Here is a 25,233-nt window from a genome sequence, read left to right on the forward strand (position 1 = left end):
TTTTCCCGCCGGAATTTTTTATATTTTGTAAATTACCGAAAATAATTTTCCAACCATGACCGATGACGAAATCTTATTGCAAAAACACAATATTCTTACCTCTGTACAGGAATTAATACAGAGAAACGAAATGATCTCTGCCATAAAATTAGTAAAGGATAAAACAGGGTTGGGCCTGAAAGAATCTAAGGATCTTGTTGATAATATTAGCAGATTTCCTTTCAGTTCAGCACAAAATTTCAATCATGTATCCAGCGTTTCCACGAATGAAATATTACAGAAAAATAATATCGGAGAAGAAATCAACACACTTTTACAACAAAACAAAAAATTAGAAGCTATAAAACTGTTGATCGACAATACCGGAATGGGATTGCACAATGCAAAAAACTTTGTAGAAAGCATTCAAAATAAAGAAACTACATTTAATCCTGAAGCAATAGAAAATTTTTCTAATATCAGCGTAAAAATGACCAACATTAATGGAAAGATTACCGTAAAAATGAAAGAAGGTAGCAATCCCGGAAAAATAATCTATCCGAATGATCCGAATTGGGAAAAAGCAAAAAAAATGCTTGGAAATAAACCAGAACTTCTTCAATATGAAACAGAATTTCTTAACGGGAAACATCCTATCCCTCAGAAAAAAAGCAATCTCTTCGTAGAAACTAATTCTTTTGGAAAATGGATTTTATTTTTCGTTTTGTTTTGCCTTATCATGCTGGTTATTTATTTTTTCAGTTCTAACAATTAAACAATAAATCTTGATATTAATTTTAATTCTTAAACTATAAAGATTATAAAGAGTATAATTTAAATATGAAACTAATTACCTACAACGTCAACGGAATCAGAGCTGCTTTTACAAAAGATTTTTTAGGCTGGCTGAAAACTGCAGACCCCGATATTATCTGCATTCAGGAAAGCAAAGCAGGAAACGATCAGATTGACATCGAAAGCCTTGAAAAAATCGGCTATTACAGTTATTGGCATTCTGCCGTAAGAAAAGGCTACAGCGGTGTCGGAATTGCCTCTAAAACAAAGCCGAATCACGTAGAATACGGTTGCGGAATTGAAAGCTATGACAATGAGGGAAGAATTATCCGTGCAGATTTTGACGGATTTTCTGTGATTTCAGTTTATGTTCCTTCTGCATCAAACATTGAAAGACTGGATTTTAAAATGCAGTTTTGCCATGACTTTTTAGAGTACATTAAAAATTTAAAGAAAGAAATTCCAAACCTTATTATTTCAGGAGACTTTAATATCTGTCATCAGGCAATTGATATTCATAATCCGGTTGGTCTGAAGAACACTTCTGGTTTTTTACCGATGGAAAGAGAGTGGATGACTAATTTTATTGAAGAATGCGAATTGATTGACAGCTTCAGACTTTTTAATAACGAGCCCGACAATTACACATGGTGGAGCTACAGACAAAATTCCAGAGCCAATAATAAAGGATGGAGACTCGATTATAATTTTGCATCTTATACTTTAAAGGATAAACTTTCAAGAGCGGTGATTTTAAAAGAAGCGGTACATTCTGATCATTGTCCGGCTTTATTAGAATTTCATCTATAAAAACAAAAAATCCAGTTGATTTCTCAACTGGATTTTTCTTTAATTTAAATCATAAATTAATCGACAATTTCATATTCCACCGGGATAGTACCTCTATCGATATTCCCGATTTCATCGAACGCGGCTTTAGACATATCTAAAACTCTTGATGAATGGAAAGGCCCTCTATCATTAACCGTTACAATTACCTCTTTTCCATTGTTCAGATTCGTTACTCTAATTTCAGTACCAAAAGGAAGCGTTCTGTGTGCCGCAGTAAGTTTTGAATTATCAAAAACTTCTCCGCTGGCTGTTTTTCTACCGTTAAATTTATCGTGGTAGTACGATGCATAACTTGTTTTCTTCGCATCTGTAGCGTTATTCGAAAATGAATAAACACTAAAGGTTGAAATCATCATTATGATTACGAGAATGAATCTTTTCATCATGTTGAACTTTTACTTGTTTGACGAGGCAAAAGTATACGGAAACTTATTAGCTACCTATTTTAAATGTTAACAAACATTAAATAAAACTTAAATAAAACTTAATTATTCTTGTAACTTCCTATAAATAGGGATTTTAAAGCATAGTGTTAAAAAACGTTAAAAAAACACTATAAAAGTTAACACAATTAACTAATCGCAGCAGAATTAAGAGATGTAAAAAAGTAAAACAATCTGAAAATCAAACATTTAAACAAAATGCAAAATTTATCAAATTGACTGAAACTTCTTCAAATATCTATTAACTTATTAAGAAAACAGAAAAGGTTATGTGAAAATTAAAAAACAATAAAATCCTGCTTGTACTTGTATTAATGGTTGTTTTGATTTCAATATTTTCGGCAGGAAAAGAATTTGGGCAATATCTCTATCAAAGATTTAACTAAAAAATTTCCTGCTATTTTAACTAAAATAAAAAAACCAATGAAAAATCATTGGTTTTACTCTTATAATTTACCTATACAAGTTCTCCGTAGAGATCGAATTCTTCTGCTGAAGTAATTTTAACATTAGCAAAATCTCCGATTGAAATGTAAGTATTCTCTGCTGAAACCAAAACGGTATTGTCTACATCCGGAGAATCGTATTCTGTACGACCCACGAAGTAATTACCTTCTTTTCTATCGAAGATACATTTATAAACCTCTCCGATTCTTGCCTGGTTCTTATCCCAAGAAATCTGTGACTGCAATTCCATGATTTCTTCAACTCTCGCTTCTTTTACTTCCTGTGCGATATCGTCTTCCAAAACGTAGGCTCCAGTGTTTTCTTCATGAGAGTAAGTGAAACATCCCAATCTGTCGAATTTCTGCTCTCTTACCCACTCTTTCAATTCCTGGAATCTTTCTTCAGTTTCTCCTGGATAACCAACAATTAAAGTCGTTCTGATGGCCATATCCGGAACTTTTTCTCTGAATTTATCTAATAAAGCATTTGTTTTTTCGTGAGTCGTTCCACGTTTCATTGATTTCAATAAATCTGAATTGATATGCTGAAGCGGAATATCGATATAATTACAAACTTTCGGTTCTTCGCGGATGATATCTAAAACATCTTCAGGGAAACCACTTGGGAAAGCATAATGAAGACGAATCCATTCGATACCTTCTACTTTTACCAATTCTTTTAAAAGTTCACCTAAAGCTCTCTTCTTATATATATCTAAACCGTAATAGGTTAAATCCTGAGCAATAAGAATTAATTCTTTTACTCCAACTTTTGCCAGTTTCTGAGCTTCTTTAACCAATTTTTCAATCGGCGTAGAAACGTGACCTCCTCTCATCAAAGGAATCGCACAGAACGAACAAGGTCTGTCGCAACCTTCAGAGATTTTAAGGTAAGCATAATGTTTTGGAGTGGTTGTTAATCTTTCACCAACCAATTCATGCTTATAATCTGCTCCTAAATGTTTTAACAAGATTGGAAGATCTCTCGTTCCGAAATATTGGTCAACATCTGGAATTTCTTTAATTAAATCCGGTTTATATCTTTCGGAAAGACATCCCGTAACGAAAACTTTTTCAACTTCACCTCTGTTTTTTGCCTCAACGAAATCAAGAATGGTATTGATCGATTCTTCTTTTGCATTATCGATGAATCCGCAAGTATTAATCACGACAATATCACCTCTGTCTTCGTGCACAACTTCTTTTCCGTTGGCTTTCAGCTGGCTCATCAACACTTCAGAATCGTAAACGTTTTTGGAACAACCTAATGTTACGATATTTATCTTCTTTTTACCTACAGATTTTGTGCGCATTTTATATTGAATAATAAGTAATTAGTAATCAGTAATTTTTGTGGCTGCAAATTTACGCATAAAAAAAGAACCGGCAGATTCGGTTCTCTATTTAGATTCATTATAAACAATTTTTTTAGATTAATAAGCCTGATCGTCTCCTTTCACGATATTATATAAGGTAAGAAATATAATTTTCATATCTAAAAAGAAAGACCAGTTCTGAATATACCAAACATCTTTCTCTATTCTTTTTTCCATATCCTGATGCGAAAATATTTCTCCTCTGGAACCCATCACCTGTGCCCAACCTGTAATTCCAGGTTTCACAATGTGTCTGGTCATATATTTTCTTGTAATCTTAGAATACATTTCTGTCTGAGACAGCATATGTGGTCTTGGTCCTACAACTGACATTTCACCAAGAAGAACATTAATAAATTGAGGTAATTCGTCGATACTGGTTTTACGCATAAACGCTCCAAACTTTGTTATCCTGGAATCATTTTTTTTTGCAGTTTGATGATCAGCATTTTTATTGCTTTTCATACTTCGGAATTTCATACAATTGAACGGAACATTATTAAGCCCTGATCTCTTCTGTAGAAAAAAAACAGATTCATTACTTTCAATTTTTACAATTAGAGCAACTAATGGTATCAACCAAGACAATAAAAATATAATGGCAAACAATGAGAAAGCTATGTCAAATGATCTTTTTAAAATTTGTTTTTTAGGATTCGAAAGAGGTTCTCTAATTAACTTAAGAAATGGAATCTCATGAATAACGTCAAAATAATTAGGTCCTAAATTAGCATACTTAAAATCTGGAACCATATAAATTCTTATCATTTTATGTTCTGCAATATCAACAATTTTTTTATAAACCTCAACTTCAATACTATCATCACAAAATATAATATTATTTATTTTGGTATTTTCCAAGTCATAGAATAATTGTTCAATACCACCCAAATATTTGTTTTTAGTTTCATTATTTAGGGGCGTATAAGTTCCTCTTATTCCTATAACTCTTCTCAGATCATTATTTGATAATATTGAGGTAGATAATCTGTTTTCTCCTACTAAGACTGTATTGAAAGAATAAAACATCCTACCTAATTTGACTCTGTTTTTTTTTCTATATAAAAACAATAAAAGTCTTGTAAGAGTTATTAAAAAGCCGAGATATAAAAAGTAAAAAATTACATTTCGATAGTTAATATTTACAGCAAAAATTAAACTGAGAAAGATTGCGGTAGCTAAGATAAAAAGAAAATAAACTTTGGTCAAAGCATTGAAATGCAGTGAAGACTCTTTTACTTTAAGACTTTTATATGGTTTTATAATAAAACAGATGACAAACCATGAAATATTTAGAAGAATAAGCTGTACTTTATATTCTTGGGAGAAGTCTTTTTGATTAAACTGAAAAAAATACAATTTTCCGAAAATAAAAAGACTATTGATAAGAATATAATCAATTATCAAAAAAATTCTAGGTAAATGTTTAAAAAAATAAGCTAACATACAATCACCATTCGCAGATTTGAAAGTTAGTTAGTAAAACTAAACTTAATCATCAAATCTTCAGCTTTTATTAAAATTCTAATATATTAAAAATTTTTTAAAGCAAACGATGGTAAAATTTTATCTTTTTCCGACAAAATAATATCCTCGGTTGGTAGTTTCCAATCAATATTTAGATCCGTATCATTCCATAATACTCCGCCCTCAGAAGCTTTATCATAAAAATTATCACATTTATATGAAAAAACAGCAGTTTCGCTCAGAACCGAAAAACCGTGCCCGAAACCTCTTGGAATATACAGCTGCAGTTTGTTTTCATCTGTAAGTAATAAAGAAAACCATTTTCCGAATGTAGGAGAATCTTCACGTAAATCTACTGCTACATCAAGAACTTTACCTTCCAGACAAGAGACTAATTTCGCCTGCGCATTATCTCCTTTTTGTAAATGAAGCCCTCTAAGAACACCGTAACTCGATTTTGAAATATTATCCTGAACGAAATGGCCGTTCATTCCTGTAAGTTCTTCAAATTTTTGTTCATTGAATTTTTCGTAAAAGTAACCCCTGTCGTCTTTAAAAACAGTTGGTTCGATAATGTAGCAGTCTTTAAGTGGGGTAGATTTTATTTTCATTTTGACAAGTGTTTCAAAAATAAATTTCATGCAAATATAAAGAAAATTAATCTACTCCATTTCGTGTAAATACCCTCTTATTCAAGATTTTTTACCGTCGTATTTATCGGCTGTAAGTTTATCAGCAATTAATTTAAACTGTTGATCAAAAATTTTTTCTTCAAATTTTTCTGCATTTTTTCTTATCGCATGAACGTCAAAAGTACTGTATAGGTTTTCGAATTTGTTTATCGCACCTATTAGCGACTCAACAGTCTGATGTTCAAACAAAATCCCTGTTTCACCATCGATCACAGTTTCCAAAACGCCGCCTTTACCATAAGCAATTACAGGTGCTCCAGATGCCTGAGCTTCAACAGGTACAATGCCAAAATCTTCTTCTGCCGCAAATACAAACCCTTTTGCTCTCTGCATATGATCTTTCAATATAGTAAATGGTTGATAGCCCAAAAGGGTGATATTTGCAGTAGCAATCTGTTTGATTTTTTTAAAATCCGGTCCAGTACCTATAACAATAAGCTTCTTATCGGGCATTGCCGAGAAAGCTTCAACTATAAGATCTATTTTTTTATAAGGAACCATTCTGGAACACGTAAGATAAAAGTCGTCTCTTTCATGAGAATATTCAAAATTTTCAACGTCAACAGGTGGATATACAGTAATAGCCTGACGATTGTAAGTTTTTTCAATTCTTTCTTTAATGAAATTTGAATTACTAATAAACTGATCTACTCTATTTAGTGAAATTATATCCCAAATTCTGAGATTATGTAAAAAGTACTTAGCGAAAAAACCTTTTATTCCTCTCTGTAGACCTTCTTTTTTCAGATATTGATGATGCAAATCCCAAGCGTATCTTACAGGTGAGTGACAGTAGCATAAGTGTTTCTGCCCAGAATGTGTTAATACTCCTTTGGCTACACAATAGGACGAACTTATAATCAAATCATACTCAGAAAGATCAAAAGTCTCTATAGCAAGCGAAAAGAAAGGCAGATAATTTCTATATTTTTTTTTTGCGAATGGCAATCTTTGGATAAATGATGATGTAACTTTTGCTTCGTCAATATTTAAATGGGTTAGCACGTCTTTATGATAAACTAACGTAAATATATCTGCTTCAGGATAATGTTTGTGGATTTGCTTAAAGACCTTTTCAGCACCACCAAATTCTGTAAGCCAGTCTTGTACAATTGCTACTTTCATTATAATGAGAATAAAATAAACTTTAACATAGGCAGAATTTAGTAATAATTAAGTTTTACAAATATATCTTTTATTACACCTAAATAAAAATAATATATACTCTTTACCTTGATTTATTATTCTTAATGAGCTGTAATGGCTTTCAAAATTATTTTCAAAACTTCACTGCCACTTTTTTCCCAACTATACTTTATATGATTCTGACTGCCTTTCTTTATATAAAGAGCTCTGTAATTTTCATCACGAAAAAGGTTCATTTTATCTTTCAGTTCGTAGTGATTTTCTGTGTTTGTGTATAAAACACTATCATAAAAAACTTCATGAAAGCAGGGGATATCTGAAACAATGACAGGAGCTTCGCATTTTTGAGCTTCTAAAGGGGGTATACCGAATCCTTCATATAGTGAAGGATAAATAAAAGCTATGGTATTTGTATAGTATTCCATCAGTCTTACATCTGAAAGACGACCTAAAAAACTTATTTTGGTATTTGATTTAAATTCCTCCAGATTATATCTCGAAAAACTTTTTCCATTGATATCCCCTACTATATACAGGCGAATTTCTTCATCTGTTTGGCTCAAAATATTGAAGGCATTCAATACCAGTTTCAGATTTTTTCTGTAGTTAAGAGAAGAAACTGTTAAAAAATACTGTTCCTTTTTAAGCTCTTCATTTTGCACTGCACAAAAACTTTTGTTTACAGCATTATTTACGACCATAATTTTATCTACAGAAATATTATAAAGCCTTATAATTTCTGATTTTGAAAAGTTGCTTACTGTAATAATTTTTTTGGAAGAACGAGCGATGCTCGGTAATAGATATTTGTAAAGAAGCAAAAATTCTTTAGAATATGCTTGAGGAAATATTTCGAAAGCGATATCATGTATAGTAACAATATTATTTCGGTAAAAAAGCGGTGCTGTATTACATAGATTAAGCAGTAAAGGCGATTTATTTTTAAGTAAAAATAACGGTAAATCGATTTGTTCCCATAAATGAAATCGGTTTATCCCTAATATCTTAACATTTAATTCCTCTGCAATTTCAGAATGAATTATATTTTTTGGTGAAACAAAAACAGCATCTTCACCAAGTTCTTTTTTTAGGTATCTTGAAATTTCTATCGCAAATCTCTGAACACCTGTAATTGACTGAGTAAGAAATCTCGCATTGATAACAATTTTCATCGAAATTTTTTTATTTTTTTAAGTTTTCAGATAGTTTTTGAAGGAGCTGTAGGTAATAATCTTCTGAAATTTCGCTTTCGTAAGGTATAAACCTCATTTCTGAATTACTGGGAGGCTTTTTTGATAATTTGAATACGGCTGTTCCTTCATTGATCTCGTCAAACATTGCGACAAAAATATTTTTTGCTCTGATTTTTTGAACTATATCAATCTGTTTTTTAAACAATGCTCCCTTATCTCTAGGAATTTCGTTCAGAGGCGCATTCGAAACTGAGTTATGCCAGCTGAAGCCTGGATAAATTACAGGCAGATAACCTATTTTGTACTGGTCACACCAAGCCATATCGCTTTGCATAACATTTAAGACTTCTGACATATTATTATATCTTATTCTCCCGACTGACCATGGCATAATGTAATTACTGCTTTTTGCCAAGTCATGAAGAAAGATATTTGCTGTACTATCATTATTTAGTGTTCTCCAGTAAAAAGGCACACCTAATACAATACTGCAATTACCGTAATTTTTATCATTCTGCAAAAAATCAATTATTTTTTTTATGTATTGAATATTTGACGGAGAATCTTTAAGACCAGCTATAATAACCCCTACAATAGGTTTATCTTTATCGAAAAGGTATGGAGTGTTTTTCTGAGACGTAATTTTGAGATGATCTACCAAATATTTCCAATCTGAGATCACCTCATTTGCATCTTTATCTGTTTTCAGACCACTTATATCATACATTACCGAAAGCGATCGACCGTATTTTTTTCCTGCCTGCATCATGTTTTTTAAGACCTTCAAATTATGTTGTCTTGTTGCGTCATTAAATGCCAGAAAAAAACGTTGTAAGAATATACCATCAATGTTATAGTCTTTCATCCATTTCATATGCAAATCTGTAGTAGACTGATCGTTGGAGCTAAATAAAAAGGTAGGATTACCCTCAGAATCCGTAATTGGTGTTTTATAGAGTTTTTTATATTCTTTGGTTTCTGGCCATGCATCAAAAGAGGATACTTTACTGTTAAATACCCAATCTTTGGCATAACGATGCCAACCAATTTTTGCACTATCCCCTTCCGCAGTAAACCACCCCTGATAGCCCGACATCACTTTATCATGAAAAGAATTAAAATGTGGCTTAACTGTATGTCTATACTGTGAATGGTATTCGCCCACTCCCAAAAGCAATAGAAAAAAATACAGAATTTTGATCATCTTTTACTATTAGAAATTTCCATTATTTATAATGATTTTTCTTAATTTTTAAATATCGGCTAAGATAAATTTCACTTGTCCGTACTCGCTCTTCTTTCCCTATAATTTTAAAAAGAAATTTCATTATTTTATAAGATAAAATTCTTTTATTAACAAATGATTTAAAACTAAAGTCATATTTCAAACAATATTTTTTGACAGAATCAATTTCAATATCAAATGTTTCTTCCACAGTAATACTTCTATCCCCTATAAAATGATCATAAGTAAATTCTTTAATGAATTTAGTAGAATATTTTTTTTTTAAAAAACGCTGTGTAATATCACTTTCTTCAAAATACAAAAAGAAACTCTCATCAAAAAGCCCGATCTCGAAGAATTTATCTTTATCTATAAACAGCAATGCCCCCGAAAGATAAAAGAATTTTTGAAAATACAGATTAATTTTGTTTAAAGAATCGCTTAGAAAAGCAGTCAAAATGAAGAAATCATATTCGGGTCTGTTAAGAAAAGAGCTGTTTCTACCACCACTCTGCTTACCCCCTATCATTGCAAGTTGTTTATTTTCTTTAAACAATTTCAGAGCTTTTTTAAAAACTGGAGCCTTAAAAATTATATCAGGATTTGCGATACAAATATACTTTCCACTCGCAAGTCTTACACCGACATTATTACCTTGCCCATAGCCCTTGTTTTGTTCATTTTTCACCATTTTTATCCGTTCTCCGTATTTATCAGATACATGTCTGGACATTTCATTAAAACTTTCAAGGGAACCGTTTTCAACAATAATAATTTCAAAATCGTCTTGTTCTAAATCATTAAACTGATAAATAGACTCCAAACAATTGAAGATATGTTGCAAAGAATTGTATGTCACAATAATGATCGATAGTTTAATCATAAAATATCTTTTAAATATTTAATAGACATCATCATTGTTTCAAGTTCATCACGATAATGATTGTCTTTCAAAACATAGTCCGGAAAAATATAAAAAAACATGGCACAGACAATCTGTATAGCTCCGAAAATCAAAAATTTAACAGTACGGTTCTTATGCTCTAGATCTTTCGTTAGGAAAAGGAAAAATATACACCAAAAAATATGAAATGGAATAACGTAACGATGTCCCAAAATATCAATCAAAAAAGATATAGGAATAAATAAAAGAGGAAAAAAACTTATTTTATATAAAAAAACGTACACAGGCTCATGTTCATACTCAGGAAAAATCTTAAGGACGTCTTTATTGAGAATGTACAAAAATGCCAAATTTAATATATAGGGAAAAGCAGTATACAGACCACCAACCAAGCTGGTCATGTTTTCTTGAACCAAATAATCTCCAAAGTGATTAAACTTACCCGCTAAATTAAATTTGAAGATCAAAAAAATAGTGGCAACAACTAGAAACGACCCCAGCAAGATAAAATTTAAAAAGTTCTTTCTATTTATAAAATAATAGATAGGTATAAATATAAGCAGCAGTGAAATTGCTGAATGACAAAGGCAGGCCAAAATGAAGAGTAGTACGGCAACAACTATTTTTTTGTTTAGCATTAAATAATAAAATCCCAAGCAAAGAAAAGGAAATCCTAAAAAATACCGTATTTGGTTAACTGAATGTACATAATTGAGTACCATAAAAGCCAACATAACATAGAAATAATTTTTATTAAATCTTGTTATCAAAAAATAATTGATGAATATTGTAATAATAATATGGAACTGAAACAAGTCAGTAAACTTCAGTTGCATATCATTAAAGAGCACACTAAGCCTGTAAAATATAAAATCTGTACGATCGGTTTCAAGCTTAAAAAACCATCTATACATTTCCCAATCGGCCATTTTTGTTACTCCTACTGACAAAATAAGAATAATAGCTAAAAGAAGAAAGTTGCAGACGTTAGCAAGATATCGAGAATATAAATTCTCAATCATCAATCCCAACAGGAGGTGTACAATATATATGAATAATAAAATTTCCAAAGAGATATTCAGCTACAGTTACAATTTTTTTTAATCAGATGGTATTCGAGAGTGGCCCTTTATATAATTCTCTTATTGCTTTTTTTCCCTTTTCAGATTCAAAATAAATATCTTTACATATCTGACCATTTCTCTTACTTTTCCTTGCATAAAGATTGAATGAAAGCTCATTAACTCTGAGTCTTTCATAGTTCATACTCTTAAAATCTCCTATATCTTCAGAGAGTACTACAGGAATAATTCCATAGTGCATGTATTCTATTAATTTCGTTGGACAAGCAACGTTATTAACAGCAATATTATCCCTCAACACAAATCCGTAATGTGCTTTTTTATAATAGTTTTCCAATTCTGCGGGGCATACTCCCCGAATATCAATGTTATTCGTAGCAATCCCCGAATCCAAAATTTTCCTTTTCATCTCTTCTACCTGCCCGGTAAGAATTTGAAAAAAATAATTTTTGGCGCAACTTATTTTTTTAATATGACTGATCATTAAGTCTATATTCTGCCATGGCTGAAGATTTCCACTATAGATGATGTTTACTACAGAATCATTACACGCATCATCAAGTTCTGTTTCTATTATTTCACCTAAATTATTAGGCAATATCGGATAAACAATGTACTGTGCTTTTGCCTTTGGATATTTTTCGGAATAATAGTTTATCAGCTTGTTTGTAACCCCTATTACATAGTTCAAATCATTGTATATATATTTTTCTAAGGTATTAAAGATTCTTGCTCGTTTATAATCTTTAAATAATTTAAATTCTTCCGGAACAAGACCGTGTAAGTCTAAAACGTATCTTTTTTTAAATATTTTAATAAATAAAAACAGGTAGAGAATGTTGTGTATTGACTGAATATAAACAAGATTTGCTTTAAGAAAGTATTTTATTATCAAATTTAAATGCAAAAACAAATTACATTTTATAATTACTCTATCATTGTTCTGAACTGCTATAAATTTTCTGAAATTCCTGTACGGAGAAGCAGTAATATATACCTTTCTGCAATCACAAAAAAGCTTATCTATATGGGTTACCCGTTGAAAAAAACCATCCCTGAACTCTTCATCTGTAGTTGGGAACTTAGATAGGAATAATATCATATCATAAAATGTATGTCTTAACAAATGTCTTTCTATAAAGGCATTTAGGCAGAAGATTTAGTGATGGAAAAACTGCCACCATTTTTTAACTTCGGCATTATATCCGTATCCATATTTATTACCATATCCTAAATTTGTTGCTTTAATTCCATTTAGCACTATCCCTACATTACTTAGTTTTTTATCTTCAACAGAGTTGTTTAGAAAATCAATATATTTCTTTTCAGATACTTCAGATCTTGTAACGTAAATTACCAAATCACTGTTTTCTGTAATTAGGAACGAATCTGTTACCAAGAGAAGAGGAGCTGTATCTAAAACGATGTAACTGTACTTTTCGCTGTTTTTAACCGTTTCCAGGAGTTCTTTTAGTCTTCCATTCTGAAGAAGTTCTGTTGGATTTGGCGGAATAGTTCCTGAATATATAAAATCGCAGTTTTCATTATAGCCACTTTCATGAATTATTTCATTAAGTGAAAGATTTTCACCACTTAAAAACTCACTCAAGCCCTTTGCCTGTTTCATTGATGGGTTGTACCGTTGTAACTGCGGATTTCTTACATCAGCTCCAATTACCAGTACTTTATCTCTCACCGAGCCCAAAACCATTGATAAATTAGTTGAAACAAATGTTTTACCTTCCCCTTTTACCGAAGATGTAATTAAAATCACGTAGGTGGATTTCTTCTGTGTAAGCAAGAATTTCATATTGGTAACCAAAATCCTGAAAGATTCTGCCATCGGAGAAACATCATTGGTTTTTATTAAACTTGATCCTTTACTGTTTAATTTCGGAATTTCAGCGATAATAGGTAATTTCGTAAGCTTTGTAAGATCCGAGCGCGTAATAACTTTACTCTGCAGCAGCTGCTTAATGTATATAAATGTAAATGGAATCAATAATCCTATAAAGATGCATGCAGCGGCAATATATAATTTTTTAGGAGCTACAGGTTTACTGAAAATAAATGCTTTATCTATAATTCTGGCTTTTTCAGCAGTGATTTCCATACTGATTGCAGCCTCCTCTCTTTTTTGTAATAACAGCAAATATAGACTTTCTTTTATCTGCTGCTGTCTTTCAATACTTCTAAAAAGTTTTTCCTGAGAAGGAATTTTCTCTATCATATTTTGAGAACTCCCTAATTGGGTTTCTATCTTATTTCTTGCGAACTGCAAAGTAGTCACATTTTTTTGCAATGACTGGGCAAGTGATGATTTCACATCAACAATCTGTCTGTTAATCTCCTTTACAATAGGGTTATCTGGTGTCGCATTCTCAATGTATTTATTTCTTTGTAAAATAAGGGCATTGTACTCTTGAATTACTTTTGCCGAAGATTCATTATCGAGTCCGACATTTAAAGGGAGTACATCACCGATACCTTTTGCATCTAAGGTATTTTGCAATACTTTATTTATACCAATCTGTGTTTCAATTTCGAGTAACTGAGCTTTACTTTGTTCCTTAAGATTGAGATTTATTTTTGCTTCGGAAGGTAAATCTACTATATTGTTATCTGATTTGTATGTCGCCTTCTGTGTCTCTACATCACCAAGTTCTTTAGCAATAAGAGCTATTCTTTTGTCAATAAATTCTTTAGTTCTTTTTGACTCAATATTTTTATCATTTATAGCATAGTTATTATACTGTCTTACGAGGCTGTTTAGATAATCTTTTGCTTTCTCTGTATTTTCAAAATCTACAGACAGACTTATAATGGTACCTTCTTTATCGAGTAGATCAACAATTAAAGCATTTTGATATGCTTCAACCACACCTTCAAAACTGCTATATGTAAAATACATATCGGAAATATCTTTACTGGCAGATTTTACGTAATCTTTATTTTTTGTAATCAGTATAAATGCAAAAGGCAACGACGTAATTTTGTCAAAAGTAGTGATAATCTCGCCATCAAATTCTTCTGAAGATAAAACTATCATTTGTCCATCAACTCTGATAGATATTTCTTTTTTTGGCTGTTCAGTGTCTTTTTTTTCCTGAACGACATGTATTGTAAGTGGGCTAGTTTTTCCGTAAAGCTCAATGGAATTCAGTGTTTGTCTTGCATACAAAGGTGTTTGAAAATTATGTTCTCTTACTGCATCTTCAACAATTGTTTTAGATTCAAAAACACCAATCTCATTTTCTATGCTATTGGTTCCCATTCCAGAAAACCCACCCAAACTCTGCAATACACCGATGTCTCCGGATGCAGCAGACATCTTTTTTGCATCCTTAATCAATACGGTAGTTTGAGCTTTATAAACAGGAACAGTAGATTTTATCTTGTAAATAGCAAACAATGCCATAATCACTACCCCCAAAATAAAATACTTCCGATTTTTCAGATAGGGACTTATAATTTCTTTTATGTCAATTTCTTTACTTTTTTTGTTATCCATTTTGTTGGATTATATTTTTTGAGAATTATCTTTTAATTAGAACGATTTTACTTGAAACCTTGCAAATATATTTATAATTATAAAATCTTCCCAATTAAAAATGATTATCATGCGAATAATTGATGAAATTGATTCCTAATTTTTTTAATATTTTTTAGTTCCAGTTATTTAATAAAAAATCTTTGCCACGAACTCAGTTACGGGAGTATATAAGTTATCATTAAACCAGCACGCGTAGGAATAATTTCTCCGCTTTTATTCCAATTTTTTGCCTTGTCATAGCGTTCGTTATTCTCTTTAATATAGCCCTTATAAAAAGATTGTACAGAACCTATACCGGCAAAAACATCTAAACCTAAATTTTCGCTAACTGTAAAATGGTAGCCCCCGCTTATTCCGAAAACAAAAGCAACCCCCCGCTGATACATCTCTGCAGTACGTATACTACCATCATCCAAATATTGAGAATTTCCTACGTCATCTAAAACAGGCTGTTTTGTTAAGTAATTCCATTTTTGCAAATCAAACGCCGCAATCGATCCATATGTCCCCACATACCATTTTTTCATTATTTCATTAAAATAATATCTTCCCTCTAAGGTTCCCATATATATCTGTAGATTTTTACCATGGAAGGATTTCCATGGCGAAATAAATCCTTCTGCCTGAAGAGAAATATTTTTACCAAAAGGTTTTTCTACCGCAAGATTTACGATACCAATTACAGTGAAAGGAGCATTAATCTTTAGTACTGTTTGAGATTGTATATTTATGACTAAAAGAAAAACTGAAAGAGAAATTATTTTAAGAAATAAACCATTACTGTACTTCATATTATTCTGATGTTTCATTTTTTTAAAACAGAGAATGTCTTAAGCAAAATCTGTGCATCTTTTTTAAAGGAAAGGTTTTTATAATATTCCAAATTCATTTTTACTTTTTCAGGAAAAAGAACCTCATCGTTATATTTTAAAGGATTTCTCTTCTGATTCAAAATTTCTTCTTCGTTTCTAAATTTAATACTGGCTTCACTTGTAAGTCCGGGTTTGAGACCAAGAATGAGTCTATCCTCGCCTACCAGAGTATCATAATATCCTGCTACATCCGGTCTTGGTCCTACTAAAGACATATCACCTTTGAGAATATTAAATAACTGAGGAAGTTCGTCTAATTTGTTTTTTCTCATCCAAATTCCTATTGCTGATTTCGTATGAGCCTTTGGATGAAAAGTTCTGAATTTAAATATGATAAACGTATTTCCGAATCTGCCGATACGGTGTTGTTTAAATATACCTGGAAAACCTGTATCTAATGAAGAGATCAGGAAGAGAATACAAAACAAAGGCAGCAAGATTAAGATTATCAGAAAACTGAGACCATAATCCATTGCTACTTTCCACCAAGGATATTTTTTCACTTAAAATAAATTGGTCTGTAAAGATAGGGAAAGATGTTGATTTACAAATAATCTTAAAGTTTTAAGGAATATTACGAAAGCAGAATTACTCAACAGAAATATTCCATTCAAAATCAACACCTCATTGTAAGATAAAATCATTTATAAATAAAAACTCCTTACCTCATCGTAAAAGTAAGAAGCTGATTTTTATATTAATTTTAATTAAAATAGACTAAGAAAAAAATTCTTTGATTATTTTTTCAATACGTTCTCTGTCATGGTCAGAAAGATTAGAGCCCGAAGGTAGACACAGACCATTATCAAATAACCTCTCAGATACATTGGTTCCATAATACGGAGTGTCAACAAAAACCGGCTGTAAGTGCATCGGTTTCCATAAAGGTCTCGATTCTATATTGTCCTCCAACAGAGCCAACCTCAAATCTTCTCTGGTTTTTCCCGTTACTTTTTCATCAACTATGATCGCAGACAGCCAATGATTGGAAAAATATTCTTCTGAAGGTTCAGAAAAAACCTCAACACCATCAATATTTTTGAAAAGTTCGACATAAAAATCATGCATTTTTCTGCGTGCTTCTACCCTGTCTTTTAATACTTCCATTTGTCCACGCCCGATTCCCGCAACAATATTACTCATACGATAATTGTAGCCGATGTGCGAATGCTGATAATGTGGTGCATTATCTCTTGCCTGAGTTGAAAGAAAAACGGCTTTATCTTTATCCTCCTGATTATGACAAACCAAAGCTCCTCCACCGGAGGTTGTGATAATTTTATTACCGTTAAACGATAAAATCCCAAAACGTCCGAATGTTCCGCAAGTTTTGCCATTATACGCTGAGCCTAAAGCTTCTGCAGCATCTTCAATGACAGGAATATCATATTTATCTGCAATTTCTAAAATTTCAGTCATTTTTGCAGGCATCCCGTAAAGATGAACGACGATAATTGCCTTCGGTTTCTTTCCTTTAGAAGTTCTGTCTTCAATCGCCTCCTTTAAAGCAACCGGACACATATTCCAAGTATCTTTTTCTGAGTCTATGAAAACAGGAGTCGCCCCGCAGTAAGCGATTGGATTCGCAGAAGCTGAAAATGTCATCGACTGACAAATCACCTCATCACCGTGTTTCACGTCACATTCAATTAAAGCTAAATGTAATGCAGCTGTTCCGGCAGAAAGTGCCGCCACCTTTACATCTTCATTTAGAAAAGTCTCCAAATCTTTTTCAAAACCGTCTACGTTTGGACCTAAAGGGGCTACCCAATTTGCAGCGAATGCTTCGTTCACATATTTTTGTTCGGTTCCGCCCATGTGTGGGGAAGAAAGCCATATTTTTGAGTTCATCGTTTATATCTATTTCGCTGCAAATTTACTTAATTTCATTCAACCGAGGTAGGTTAATCCTCTAAAATTTGTTATTAACCTAAAGGAATATTCAGTGTGTGAGTTCAATTGCTGTACAAAACGGGAAAATAGCCTTTATAAAAGACTCGTAACAATTTAAGGAATTAATAATTACCAAACCGACATACGCTGAAGTTGAAGCATCCAAGTACATTGCACTTCTAAACGCCATATATACATGCAGCGCTTTTCCCGACAGACTTGTCGGCAGCGTCAGTTCAAGTTCTTTATCCATGGTATTTTCGTAGAATACTGTAGACGCTTCCCCTTCTACAGCACACAATATCTGAGGATCATCTGCATTTCCTCCAGCATTATACCATTCCAGTCTGAGGATCTTAGGCTGAGTTGATTCTATCCCTGTAGCAACAGCACCGGTAAGATCCTTTTTGAAAACTGAATTTCGGGATATTCGATCTGGAGTTCCATAGCAGTATAGTTAAGTTTGAAAGCATTGAGAAGGCTTGCCATTGCCTGATTATAAGAGGATTTACTCCTACTCTTACCCCGAAGAATGCTGATGCATAATTCTTATAAGATTCCAAGAAAGCATAATAGGTTTTCATTCTTGTCCAGATTAGCTCCAGTTTCGGTGACACCGGTTTTGTTGATTTTCTTGCACGTACTCTCAGAATTTCCGTTCCGTTTACGTTTGCTACTACAAGGCGACCGGTGCGGCCGCTTGATCCTGATAACAGCGAGTCATTTAATTTAGACATATTTCTATTTTTTTGGTTGTCTAAAATTAAATGTGCCCTCTATCACCTGATGAGAAAGCTCCTCATTTCCCCATCTTTCCGCATTAGGTTTATTTTTTCCTTTTTGTAGTATAGATATTACCAAGTCTACATCTCCCAGTTATAGACTGGTTATCCTTCCTTTATCCTTTGATCTACCTTCTTTATGAGAGGCAAGATAAGATTTAACTCATTTTAGTAAAAAAACATTCATATAGAATAACACAGAAAATAAAGTACTATGCGTCAAATAATTAAATTTTTTTTAAAAAAAATACATCCCTTATGTATGATATATTTTTTTGTTTTTGATTTAACCAAAACACAATAGCATGAAAACATATCCTTTTTTCAGTGAGAATGATCTTTCTTCATTAAGCAGAGAGCTTCAGCAATTCAGAGAACGAATGCAGACTATGGAAGTACCTTTTGATGAAAGCCAAATCCTGTTTGATGAAGATATCAGCAGTATTAGAACAGTAAGAGCATACCGAAAGAAAAAACACTTCCGGTGCCGAAAAATTTCCGGAAGTGCAATCTGTCTGAAATTCTATTTCTATATTGACCTGCTTGAACTGTTTCACAAGCAAAATAGTGAGAGGAACCTGCTATATAGAGATCTGTGTATGGCAGGCCTATGTCAATTAAGTGATATACACCAACTCTCAACTAAGTTGTTATACTTACAATAATCTTATATATTAGCTATCCAACTCTATAAATCTTAGTTTAATACCAATTTTTTTCTCTTCGATAAAAAAATATGCTAATTCAGAATTCTTATCAGTTGATAAAGCTCTCAACCTATCGATTAATTCACCATTGGTAGTTTTATCTTCCAAATTAATTTTTCGGACTTTTTCTAAATCTTTTTTAACGTGGGAAGTTCCCTGATTTATTTGCTGAAATCTTGGGGGATTTAATTTAACTAAATCATCAAATGCCTCATAGAAGACTTGTTTCTCTAAATCAAGAACCTTTTTATATAAAGAATCAGCTGTATCGTTTTTTAAGACATCTAATTTTTTCTGATGGATAATATCACCTTCATCAAGTTTTTCGCTCATAAAATGTAAGGTCGCACCATACGGGGTATCATCGATTATTGCCCATGAAGGAGTATGCCAACCTTTATTATACGGAAGAAATGCAGGATGCAGATTTAAGAAACCTATTGACGGAATACTTATTATTTTATTACTTATAATGTAGGGATAATGAATTCCTAAAATATAGTCTGGTCTAATAGATTTTAAAAAATCATAAGTATGCTCACTTTCTAAATCTTTCTTTCCTCTGAATATAAATTCTTCGTTTAATTCACTAATTTTTATAAGTTCCTCTGCGTGAGTTGAACTTGAACCTTCAGTAACTAAAAGAGCCTGAGGATAGTATCCTTTAGTGATTAAAAACTGTAGAATATCACAACTTATTTGTCGGTCTCCCGCAAAAACATACTTCATAATAATGTATTTTTAAAATTTTTTGGAAAAGCTATACTCTCTTTCAAACGAGTAAATGCAAAATGCTGATCTAGATTCTTAACTTTGGATTTTTCCATGTCAAATTGACAGAACCAATCTTCTAAGTGAAATAGATATTCGAATGCCAGGTTTAAATATGCCTCGTTACATTCAAATATATACTCGTTTAAGAGCTCATAGATTATCATATTTGCTTTGTAAATTCTTAAAGCCTGAAAGTATTGTTTCTGTTCCGTGTAAAGTTGATAAGCATATTCGCTCCTTTTGATAGCTCGTATCAGATTATCCTTTGTCGTCATTTCCTTTAAAATATTCTGTTGTTATTTGTCCTTCCTGGCTGATACCTTCACTTTTGAACACTTTTTTAAAAGTCGTTACAAAAACTTTTATATCAGTTGCAAAAGAAATGTTATCTACATACCACACATCGAGTTCAAATTTTTTAGTCCATGAAATTGCATTTCTGCCGTTTACCTGTGCCCAACCTGTAATTCCGGGACGCACGAGATGTCTGCGTTTCTGTGTTTCATTATACAAAGAAAGATATTGTGGTAATAAAGGTCTGGGACCAATTAAAGACATATCCCCTTTTAGCACATTAATGAGCTGTGGAAGTTCATCCAATGAAGTTTTACGGACAAATGCTCCAACAGGAGTAAGACGATCGGCATCGGGCAGTAATGCTCCATTGCTATCTTTATTATCATTCATGGTTTTAAACTTAATGATCTTAAAGATCTTTTCATTTAACCCCGGCCGTGCCTGAAAAAAGAAAGGTTTCCCGCTATTGGCAAAATAGAGTCCTGCTGTTACCACCAGAAACACCGGACTTAATATCAGTAAGGCAAAAAATGCTACTGTAAAATCGAATAATCTTTTAAAAAAATTTCTGTACATTATTTTTTAATTGGCATATTAGTAGTTTGTACTCTTCTGCTACAGCGTTCCAGACTAACTGTTGATCATAACGAGACTCAATCATCGGTCTGCTATTCTCCTTTATTTCTTCATAAAGACTTTTATCTTCCATCATTTTATGCATTGCCAAATTAATTGCCTCCGCATCTTTTACAGGAATAATTATACCATTTTTACCATTTACAACAATCTCGTTGCAACCGTTAATATTGCTTACAATACTTGGAAGTTTCATTGCTCCTGCCTGCATCACTACGTTAGGAAAACCTTCACGATAACTTGGAAACACCAGTGCATCGGAAATTGCAAAATAAGGGCGAACATCATTCTGAAAACCTACACTGATAATATTGCTGTTCAAATTGATCTCATTTAAGGTGGAAGACTTCAGCGGATCCAGTTCACTTTCCAATGGCCCCACCAACAGCAGCTTTGTATTTGCTATATCTAATTTGGAAAATGCCTTAACCAGTTCATTAATTCCTTTATCCCCTACTAACCTGCCCACAAATACAAATACAAAATCATCCGGTGCAATTTTAAGATTGGTTCTTAGTCTGTATTTTTCCTCTGCCGAAACAGCATCCACCGAAAAAAAGTTAAGATCTACACCATTCACATTTCCGTTTGCCAAGACTTTTAAAGGTTTTGAAGTGATTTTAAATCTGATCAAATCATTTTTAACCCCATTCCCTTCCGGATAAACATGAGTGGCTGCCCAACACAGCAGCTGATCCATTCTAATTAACAATTTCTGCATTAACCCTGTACGAGTAGGGAAAATAAGACCTGTAAAAGTATGCATGCGAATAGGAATCCTTGCCATTTTCCCAGCAAGCATCGTAAGCAAACCTGCTTTAGGGGTAATGGAATGTACAATCGTCGGTTTTTCTGATTTTAAGGTTCTATACAGCTTTACTAAAGAAATTAGATCCTTAACAGGACTAATCCCCCTTTCCATATCAACCGAAATTGTTTGAATATTTTCTCTCTTCTGAACTTCTATAAGGTCATTCCCTTGTGATGAAATACCAACAATTTCGAATTCGGTAGACAAATATCTGAGCTGTCCTTTCAATAGAATATTCAGCGACAGAGATATGGTAGAAGTACGTATAATTTTAGTTTTCATTATATATTTCAATTAATCTGTCTACCATAAAAGTTATATCGAATTGCGCTGCTTTACAAAAGCATCTGTAAGCAACTTCATTATAATACTCATCTTTGCTTAAATCTAAAATTTTTTGAACTAGATCCTGCTCATTTTTAGGCTCAAAAAGTATTCCTCCCCCTTCAACAACCTGTGCTAAACCGTCAACATTGGATGCTATTAAAGGTACTTTACTTGCCATGGCTTCCACAGCGACTAATCCGAAACCTTCCCAATGTGAACTGAGTATAGAAATGTCGCACATCTTAATTAAACTATATACATCATCTCTAACACCCAGAAACGATACTCTATTATTTAATTCTAATGAATTTACTAAATTTTTTAATATCTTTTTTCTTTCCCCATCTCCAACTAATAATAATTTATATTGTGGAGGCAGTAATTTCAAAGACCGAATGACGGTATCTTGATCTTTCTGCTCACGAAATCCGGCAACCATTATTAATAATTTATCCGTTTCTGAATAGTTGAAATCTTTACGATTTTTAGCTGTACTTTTCACTACATTTGACAAATTCACACCGTTTTTAACTACCTTAAGTTTCTTCTCAGTCAAACTAGTTTTTTCAATTAGAACTTTTTTAACTTCTTCTGTAATACATATGATTTTATTGTAGAAAGCATAAATAAATTTTTCAATGTGTTTGTATTTACCACTTTCTAACCTTCTATTTGAGGTATTATGCTCAGTAAATATGAGTTTTATTTTTTTTAAACAAAATATACGTGCAATTACTGCAAAATACTGAGCCGGAAAGAGATGTACATGTGCAATATCATAACGATACAAGAACGGAATCAGCTTAATTATATTCAGAGGACTGTATATCGAATTTCCCAGTGAATATATTTTACAGCAATTTAAAGCTTCTAATTCTCTATACAAATGAGTATGCAAACCATTTAGTAAAACTACGTCTACCTCGTATCCTTTTTCTACTAATAAAGGAACAGTTTCTCGTACTAACTTCTCAGCACCGCCTACGGCTAAACTATCTATTATCTGAACTATTTTCAATTTCTGTCTTTTAATAAAAAAATTAAACTTAAAGGAAATCCTAATACACTGATAAAAATACTTATATGTTTTAAATGATAAGGAATACTGTAAGATGAAAATTTTGCAAAACGCCAATAGTTTATATTTGCTTTTATTTTCTGTATAAAAGGAATATCCATTTTTTCTAGTTCACTGTAATAAGTTAAAGTATTGATTGGCGATTTTTTTCTTATCGAAAAGATTTTACATGTTAATCCACCTGGAAGATATTCGCCAATATAAATAATCTCAGGTATCCAGTAGAAAGAATATTTCTGGCCAATTCTGTTCCAAATGAGTGCTTCCGGGCAGAATTTTTCGTCTGTAGCAGGAAACTTGTACTTTCTAAGAACACTTGTTTTAAGAACTTCTGCCATGTCTCCAGATATTTTATATCTGAATCTAAAGTCTAATACATTACAGATTAATTCCTTATCGAAGTTTTGCGAGCCAATCGGCGTTTCCTTATCATATCCTCTTCTAAATGACAGACCTGCGATTTCATTATTGTTTTCAATGCGGGTATATTTCTCCAGAATTTTTTCGACAGCATCTTCTAATAAATAATCGTCACTATCAACAATAAAAAACAATTTTCCTTCTGCTACTTCCAATCCCTTATTTATTGCTATATGCTTACCCCTATTAGTTTGCTTATAAAATCGAATATTTATAATATTTTCCGCAATAAATGCTTTTACTACTTCTTCTGTATTGTCGGACGAGCCATCATCTACAATAAGCCATTCAAAGTCTAATACAGATTGATTTGAAAGGCTAATATAAAGTTTTTTAAGCAGTGATGCTCTATTGTAAGTTGGAGTAAAAATTGTTAAATTCTGCATATATTAGATATTAAATACGAAATAAATAATAGTAAAAAATATTACAATAGTTAGGGGATTGATAAATATATTACCAGGTAATCGATGTGTAAATACAGGAATAAATAATAATGGGATTAACATCCAACTCAAAAGACCGAATCTATCCGAAAAAGGAATATGAAACATTAGAAAAAAAAGCGAGCTCATTACTACAAATAATTTGTGTAATAAATTGTAGAAATCTACCTTGTATTTATTTTTTTTTAAGAGTTGTAAAATTTTATAGCTTATAAAAATAAAAAACAGATTAAACAAAAAAAAATCAATCCTGAATCCCAATTTATAATTAACAATTTCATCAGAGCCTGCAGATCCATAGCTTCTCAATCTTTCAACATTTAATACTGAAGTAAAAAAAGCATTTGTAAAAATATTATAATTTAAGGCAGATATTAATGAGCATATCAATAGTAATAAGTATATCCACATTGTTTTTTTTATACGAGTAAATACATAGAGCAACGTTAATGGAACTATATATACCAAATGCATTAAAAATGCAACTGAAAAGTAAATAATAAATTTCTTCTTATCTCTTTCATACAAACCTGCTAAACCACATAGAAAAAAAGCAAAACCCAGACCCTGTCTGATAATATTTTGTGTCATCGAGTAATAGAAGAAACACGAACATAAAATAAAAAAGATTAAAAATATATTTTTCTCAGAAAAGGTTTTTAACGCTTTTAATATTAGGAAATTGATTGTAGTTAGAAGCGCAAAAATGTACTGTCCAAAGGTGAATCCTAGTAGATTACAGAAATATGCTATCAAATAAAATAAATAATCACCTTTTAAATTAAAGATCTGCTTAAATGAGCTTAATGTATAATATTCATATTCATATTGTGAGAAATCACTACCTATAGCAATCTCCTTATAACTAATTAATAGTGAATAACATAGCACATAGACGAATAAAACAATATCATACAGCAGAGGACCATCTCTTTTTTTAAAAAAGAGATTTAAAGCTTTCACCAAGGCAAAGAGTACTAAAACCAAAAATAGTAAACTTTGGTATAAGGAAGTTTCCTCTAAACTAAACATCTCTC

Annotated in this window: 23 protein-coding genes; 2 read left to right on the forward strand and 21 right to left on the reverse strand. The window is 32.0% G+C overall.

Translation table 11 applies throughout. The features are described 5' to 3' along the window. Nucleotides 1–55: 55 nt before the first annotated feature. Both BA768_RS04265 and BA768_RS04270 read left to right on the forward strand, forming a co-directional pair. A complete protein-coding gene (locus BA768_RS04265; protein ID WP_065719832.1) occupies nt 56–754 on the forward strand; it encodes a ribosomal protein L7/L12 in 699 nt (232 codons plus the stop codon). 65 nt (nt 755–819) lie between these two features. Further along, nucleotides 820–1,584 (forward strand): exodeoxyribonuclease III, encoded by a 765-nt coding sequence (locus tag BA768_RS04270; RefSeq protein ID WP_065719833.1) that lies wholly within the window; start codon nt 820–822, stop codon nt 1,582–1,584. A 56-nt stretch (nt 1,585–1,640) separates the two neighbouring features. Here BA768_RS04270 and BA768_RS04275 read toward each other — a convergent pair whose 3' ends face one another. From BA768_RS04275 to BA768_RS21735, 21 genes are all read right to left on the reverse strand, one after another. Beyond that, on the reverse strand, nt 1,641–2,012 hold the full coding sequence (locus BA768_RS04275; RefSeq protein ID WP_047478964.1) for a septal ring lytic transglycosylase RlpA family protein: 372 nt from the start codon (nt 2,010–2,012) through the stop codon (nt 1,641–1,643). A 514-nt stretch (nt 2,013–2,526) separates the two neighbouring features. Beyond that, nucleotides 2,527–3,828: a 30S ribosomal protein S12 methylthiotransferase RimO gene (gene rimO, locus BA768_RS04280; RefSeq protein WP_065719834.1), complete on the reverse strand. Its 1,302-nt coding sequence runs from the start codon at nt 3,826–3,828 to the stop codon at nt 2,527–2,529. Between the two features lie 120 nt (nt 3,829–3,948). Beyond that, nucleotides 3,949–5,337 (reverse strand): exopolysaccharide biosynthesis polyprenyl glycosylphosphotransferase, encoded by a 1,389-nt coding sequence (locus BA768_RS04285; RefSeq protein WP_065719835.1) that lies wholly within the window; start codon nt 5,335–5,337, stop codon nt 3,949–3,951. An 86-nt stretch (nt 5,338–5,423) separates the two neighbouring features. Beyond that, entirely contained in the window at nt 5,424–5,969 is a 546-nt protein-coding gene (gene rfbC, locus BA768_RS04290; protein ID WP_065719882.1) for a dTDP-4-dehydrorhamnose 3,5-epimerase, read from the reverse strand. A gap of 81 nt (nt 5,970–6,050) precedes the next feature. After that, a complete protein-coding gene (locus BA768_RS04295) occupies nt 6,051–7,175 on the reverse strand; it encodes a glycosyltransferase family 4 protein (protein ID WP_065719836.1) in 1,125 nt (374 codons plus the stop codon). A 122-nt stretch (nt 7,176–7,297) separates the two neighbouring features. After that, nucleotides 7,298–8,368 (reverse strand): glycosyltransferase family 4 protein, encoded by a 1,071-nt coding sequence (locus BA768_RS04300; RefSeq protein WP_065719837.1) that lies wholly within the window; start codon nt 8,366–8,368, stop codon nt 7,298–7,300. Nucleotides 8,369–8,378: 10 nt separating this feature from the next. Continuing rightward, nucleotides 8,379–9,593, reverse strand: a complete 1,215-nt coding sequence (locus tag BA768_RS04305; RefSeq protein WP_065719838.1) for a glycoside hydrolase family 71/99-like protein — start codon at nt 9,591–9,593, stop codon at nt 8,379–8,381. A gap of 22 nt (nt 9,594–9,615) precedes the next feature. After that, entirely contained in the window at nt 9,616–10,497 is an 882-nt protein-coding gene (locus BA768_RS04310) for a glycosyltransferase family 2 protein (RefSeq protein ID WP_065719839.1), read from the reverse strand. After that, nucleotides 10,494–11,540, reverse strand: coding sequence for an EpsG family protein (locus BA768_RS04315; protein WP_065719840.1), 1,047 nt, complete (start codon nt 11,538–11,540; stop codon nt 10,494–10,496). The genes BA768_RS04310 and BA768_RS04315 overlap by 4 nt, the downstream gene beginning before the upstream one ends. A gap of 82 nt (nt 11,541–11,622) precedes the next feature. After that, nucleotides 11,623–12,702 carry a hypothetical protein gene (locus tag BA768_RS04320; RefSeq protein WP_065719841.1) on the reverse strand — a complete coding sequence of 360 codons (1,080 nt, stop codon included), beginning with the start codon at nt 12,700–12,702 and terminating at the stop codon, nt 11,623–11,625. A 57-nt stretch (nt 12,703–12,759) separates the two neighbouring features. Then, a complete protein-coding gene (locus BA768_RS04325; protein WP_065719842.1) occupies nt 12,760–15,111 on the reverse strand; it encodes a GumC family protein in 2,352 nt (783 codons plus the stop codon). A 197-nt stretch (nt 15,112–15,308) separates the two neighbouring features. After that, on the reverse strand, nt 15,309–15,962 hold the full coding sequence (locus BA768_RS04330) for a DUF3575 domain-containing protein (protein WP_228388289.1): 654 nt from the start codon (nt 15,960–15,962) through the stop codon (nt 15,309–15,311). After that, on the reverse strand, nt 15,959–16,528 hold the full coding sequence (locus tag BA768_RS04335) for a sugar transferase (RefSeq protein WP_317039933.1): 570 nt from the start codon (nt 16,526–16,528) through the stop codon (nt 15,959–15,961). The genes BA768_RS04330 and BA768_RS04335 overlap by 4 nt, the downstream gene beginning before the upstream one ends. A 214-nt stretch (nt 16,529–16,742) precedes the next feature. Beyond that, on the reverse strand, nt 16,743–17,876 hold the full coding sequence (locus BA768_RS04340) for an aminotransferase class I/II-fold pyridoxal phosphate-dependent enzyme (protein WP_065719843.1): 1,134 nt from the start codon (nt 17,874–17,876) through the stop codon (nt 16,743–16,745). Between the two features lie 398 nt (nt 17,877–18,274). Continuing rightward, a complete protein-coding gene (locus BA768_RS04345; protein ID WP_065719844.1) occupies nt 18,275–18,655 on the reverse strand; it encodes a hypothetical protein in 381 nt (126 codons plus the stop codon). Between the two features lie 719 nt (nt 18,656–19,374). Beyond that, nucleotides 19,375–20,136: a formyltransferase family protein gene (locus BA768_RS04355; protein ID WP_065719846.1), complete on the reverse strand. Its 762-nt coding sequence runs from the start codon at nt 20,134–20,136 to the stop codon at nt 19,375–19,377. Between the two features lie 303 nt (nt 20,137–20,439). Continuing rightward, on the reverse strand, nt 20,440–21,054 hold the full coding sequence (locus BA768_RS04365; protein ID WP_065719848.1) for a sugar transferase: 615 nt from the start codon (nt 21,052–21,054) through the stop codon (nt 20,440–20,442). Next, the gene (locus BA768_RS04370) at nt 21,035–22,207 is read right to left on the reverse strand and encodes a glycosyltransferase family 4 protein (RefSeq protein WP_065719849.1); all 1,173 of its coding nucleotides are present in this window, start codon (nt 22,205–22,207) and stop codon (nt 21,035–21,037) included. The genes BA768_RS04365 and BA768_RS04370 overlap by 20 nt, the downstream gene beginning before the upstream one ends. Next, nucleotides 22,197–23,270 carry a glycosyltransferase gene (locus BA768_RS04375; protein ID WP_065719850.1) on the reverse strand — a complete coding sequence of 358 codons (1,074 nt, stop codon included), beginning with the start codon at nt 23,268–23,270 and terminating at the stop codon, nt 22,197–22,199. The genes BA768_RS04370 and BA768_RS04375 overlap by 11 nt, the downstream gene beginning before the upstream one ends. Continuing rightward, nucleotides 23,267–24,136, reverse strand: coding sequence for a glycosyltransferase family 2 protein (locus BA768_RS04380; RefSeq protein ID WP_065719851.1), 870 nt, complete (start codon nt 24,134–24,136; stop codon nt 23,267–23,269). Before BA768_RS04380 ends, BA768_RS04375 begins: the two co-directional genes overlap by 4 nt. Nucleotides 24,137–24,139: 3 nt before the next feature. Further along, nucleotides 24,140–25,228 carry an EpsG family protein gene (locus tag BA768_RS21735; RefSeq protein ID WP_065719852.1) on the reverse strand — a complete coding sequence of 363 codons (1,089 nt, stop codon included), beginning with the start codon at nt 25,226–25,228 and terminating at the stop codon, nt 24,140–24,142. Nucleotides 25,229–25,233: the final 5 nt, after the last annotated feature.

It is taken from the genome of Chryseobacterium sp. CBo1, assembly GCF_001693475.1.
GTDB lineage: Bacteria > Bacteroidota > Bacteroidia > Flavobacteriales > Weeksellaceae > Chryseobacterium > Chryseobacterium formosense.

Excerpts from the sequence above, each read along its gene's own strand:
- BA768_RS04265 (WP_065719832.1), top strand. The coding sequence starts at position 56 with ATGACCGATGACGAAATCTTATTGCAAAAACACAATATTCTTACCTCT.
- BA768_RS04270 (WP_065719833.1), top strand. The coding sequence starts at position 820 with ATGAAACTAATTACCTACAACGTCAACGGAATCAGAGCTGCTTTTACA.
- BA768_RS04275 (WP_047478964.1), bottom strand. The coding sequence starts at position 2,012 with ATGATGAAAAGATTCATTCTCGTAATCATAATGATGATTTCAACCTTT.
- rimO (WP_065719834.1), bottom strand. The coding sequence starts at position 3,828 with ATGCGCACAAAATCTGTAGGTAAAAAGAAGATAAATATCGTAACATTA.
- BA768_RS04285 (WP_065719835.1), bottom strand. The coding sequence starts at position 5,337 with ATGTTAGCTTATTTTTTTAAACATTTACCTAGAATTTTTTTGATAATT.
- rfbC (WP_065719882.1), bottom strand. The coding sequence starts at position 5,969 with ATGAAAATAAAATCTACCCCACTTAAAGACTGCTACATTATCGAACCA.
- BA768_RS04295 (WP_065719836.1), bottom strand. The coding sequence starts at position 7,175 with ATGAAAGTAGCAATTGTACAAGACTGGCTTACAGAATTTGGTGGTGCT.
- BA768_RS04300 (WP_065719837.1), bottom strand. The coding sequence starts at position 8,368 with ATGAAAATTGTTATCAATGCGAGATTTCTTACTCAGTCAATTACAGGT.
- BA768_RS04305 (WP_065719838.1), bottom strand. The coding sequence starts at position 9,593 with ATGATCAAAATTCTGTATTTTTTTCTATTGCTTTTGGGAGTGGGCGAA.
- BA768_RS04310 (WP_065719839.1), bottom strand. The coding sequence starts at position 10,497 with ATGATTAAACTATCGATCATTATTGTGACATACAATTCTTTGCAACAT.
- BA768_RS04315 (WP_065719840.1), bottom strand. The coding sequence starts at position 11,540 with ATGATTGAGAATTTATATTCTCGATATCTTGCTAACGTCTGCAACTTT.
- BA768_RS04320 (WP_065719841.1), bottom strand. The coding sequence starts at position 12,702 with ATGATATTATTCCTATCTAAGTTCCCAACTACAGATGAAGAGTTCAGG.
- BA768_RS04325 (WP_065719842.1), bottom strand. The coding sequence starts at position 15,111 with ATGGATAACAAAAAAAGTAAAGAAATTGACATAAAAGAAATTATAAGT.
- BA768_RS04330 (WP_228388289.1), bottom strand. The coding sequence starts at position 15,962 with ATGAAACATCAGAATAATATGAAGTACAGTAATGGTTTATTTCTTAAA.
- BA768_RS04340 (WP_065719843.1), bottom strand. The coding sequence starts at position 17,876 with ATGAACTCAAAAATATGGCTTTCTTCCCCACACATGGGCGGAACCGAA.
- BA768_RS04345 (WP_065719844.1), bottom strand. The coding sequence starts at position 18,655 with ATGTCTAAATTAAATGACTCGCTGTTATCAGGATCAAGCGGCCGCACC.
- BA768_RS04355 (WP_065719846.1), bottom strand. The coding sequence starts at position 20,136 with ATGAAGTATGTTTTTGCGGGAGACCGACAAATAAGTTGTGATATTCTA.
- BA768_RS04365 (WP_065719848.1), bottom strand. The coding sequence starts at position 21,054 with ATGTACAGAAATTTTTTTAAAAGATTATTCGATTTTACAGTAGCATTT.
- BA768_RS04370 (WP_065719849.1), bottom strand. The coding sequence starts at position 22,207 with ATGAAAACTAAAATTATACGTACTTCTACCATATCTCTGTCGCTGAAT.
- BA768_RS04380 (WP_065719851.1), bottom strand. The coding sequence starts at position 24,136 with ATGCAGAATTTAACAATTTTTACTCCAACTTACAATAGAGCATCACTG.
- BA768_RS21735 (WP_065719852.1), bottom strand. The coding sequence starts at position 25,228 with ATGTTTAGTTTAGAGGAAACTTCCTTATACCAAAGTTTACTATTTTTG.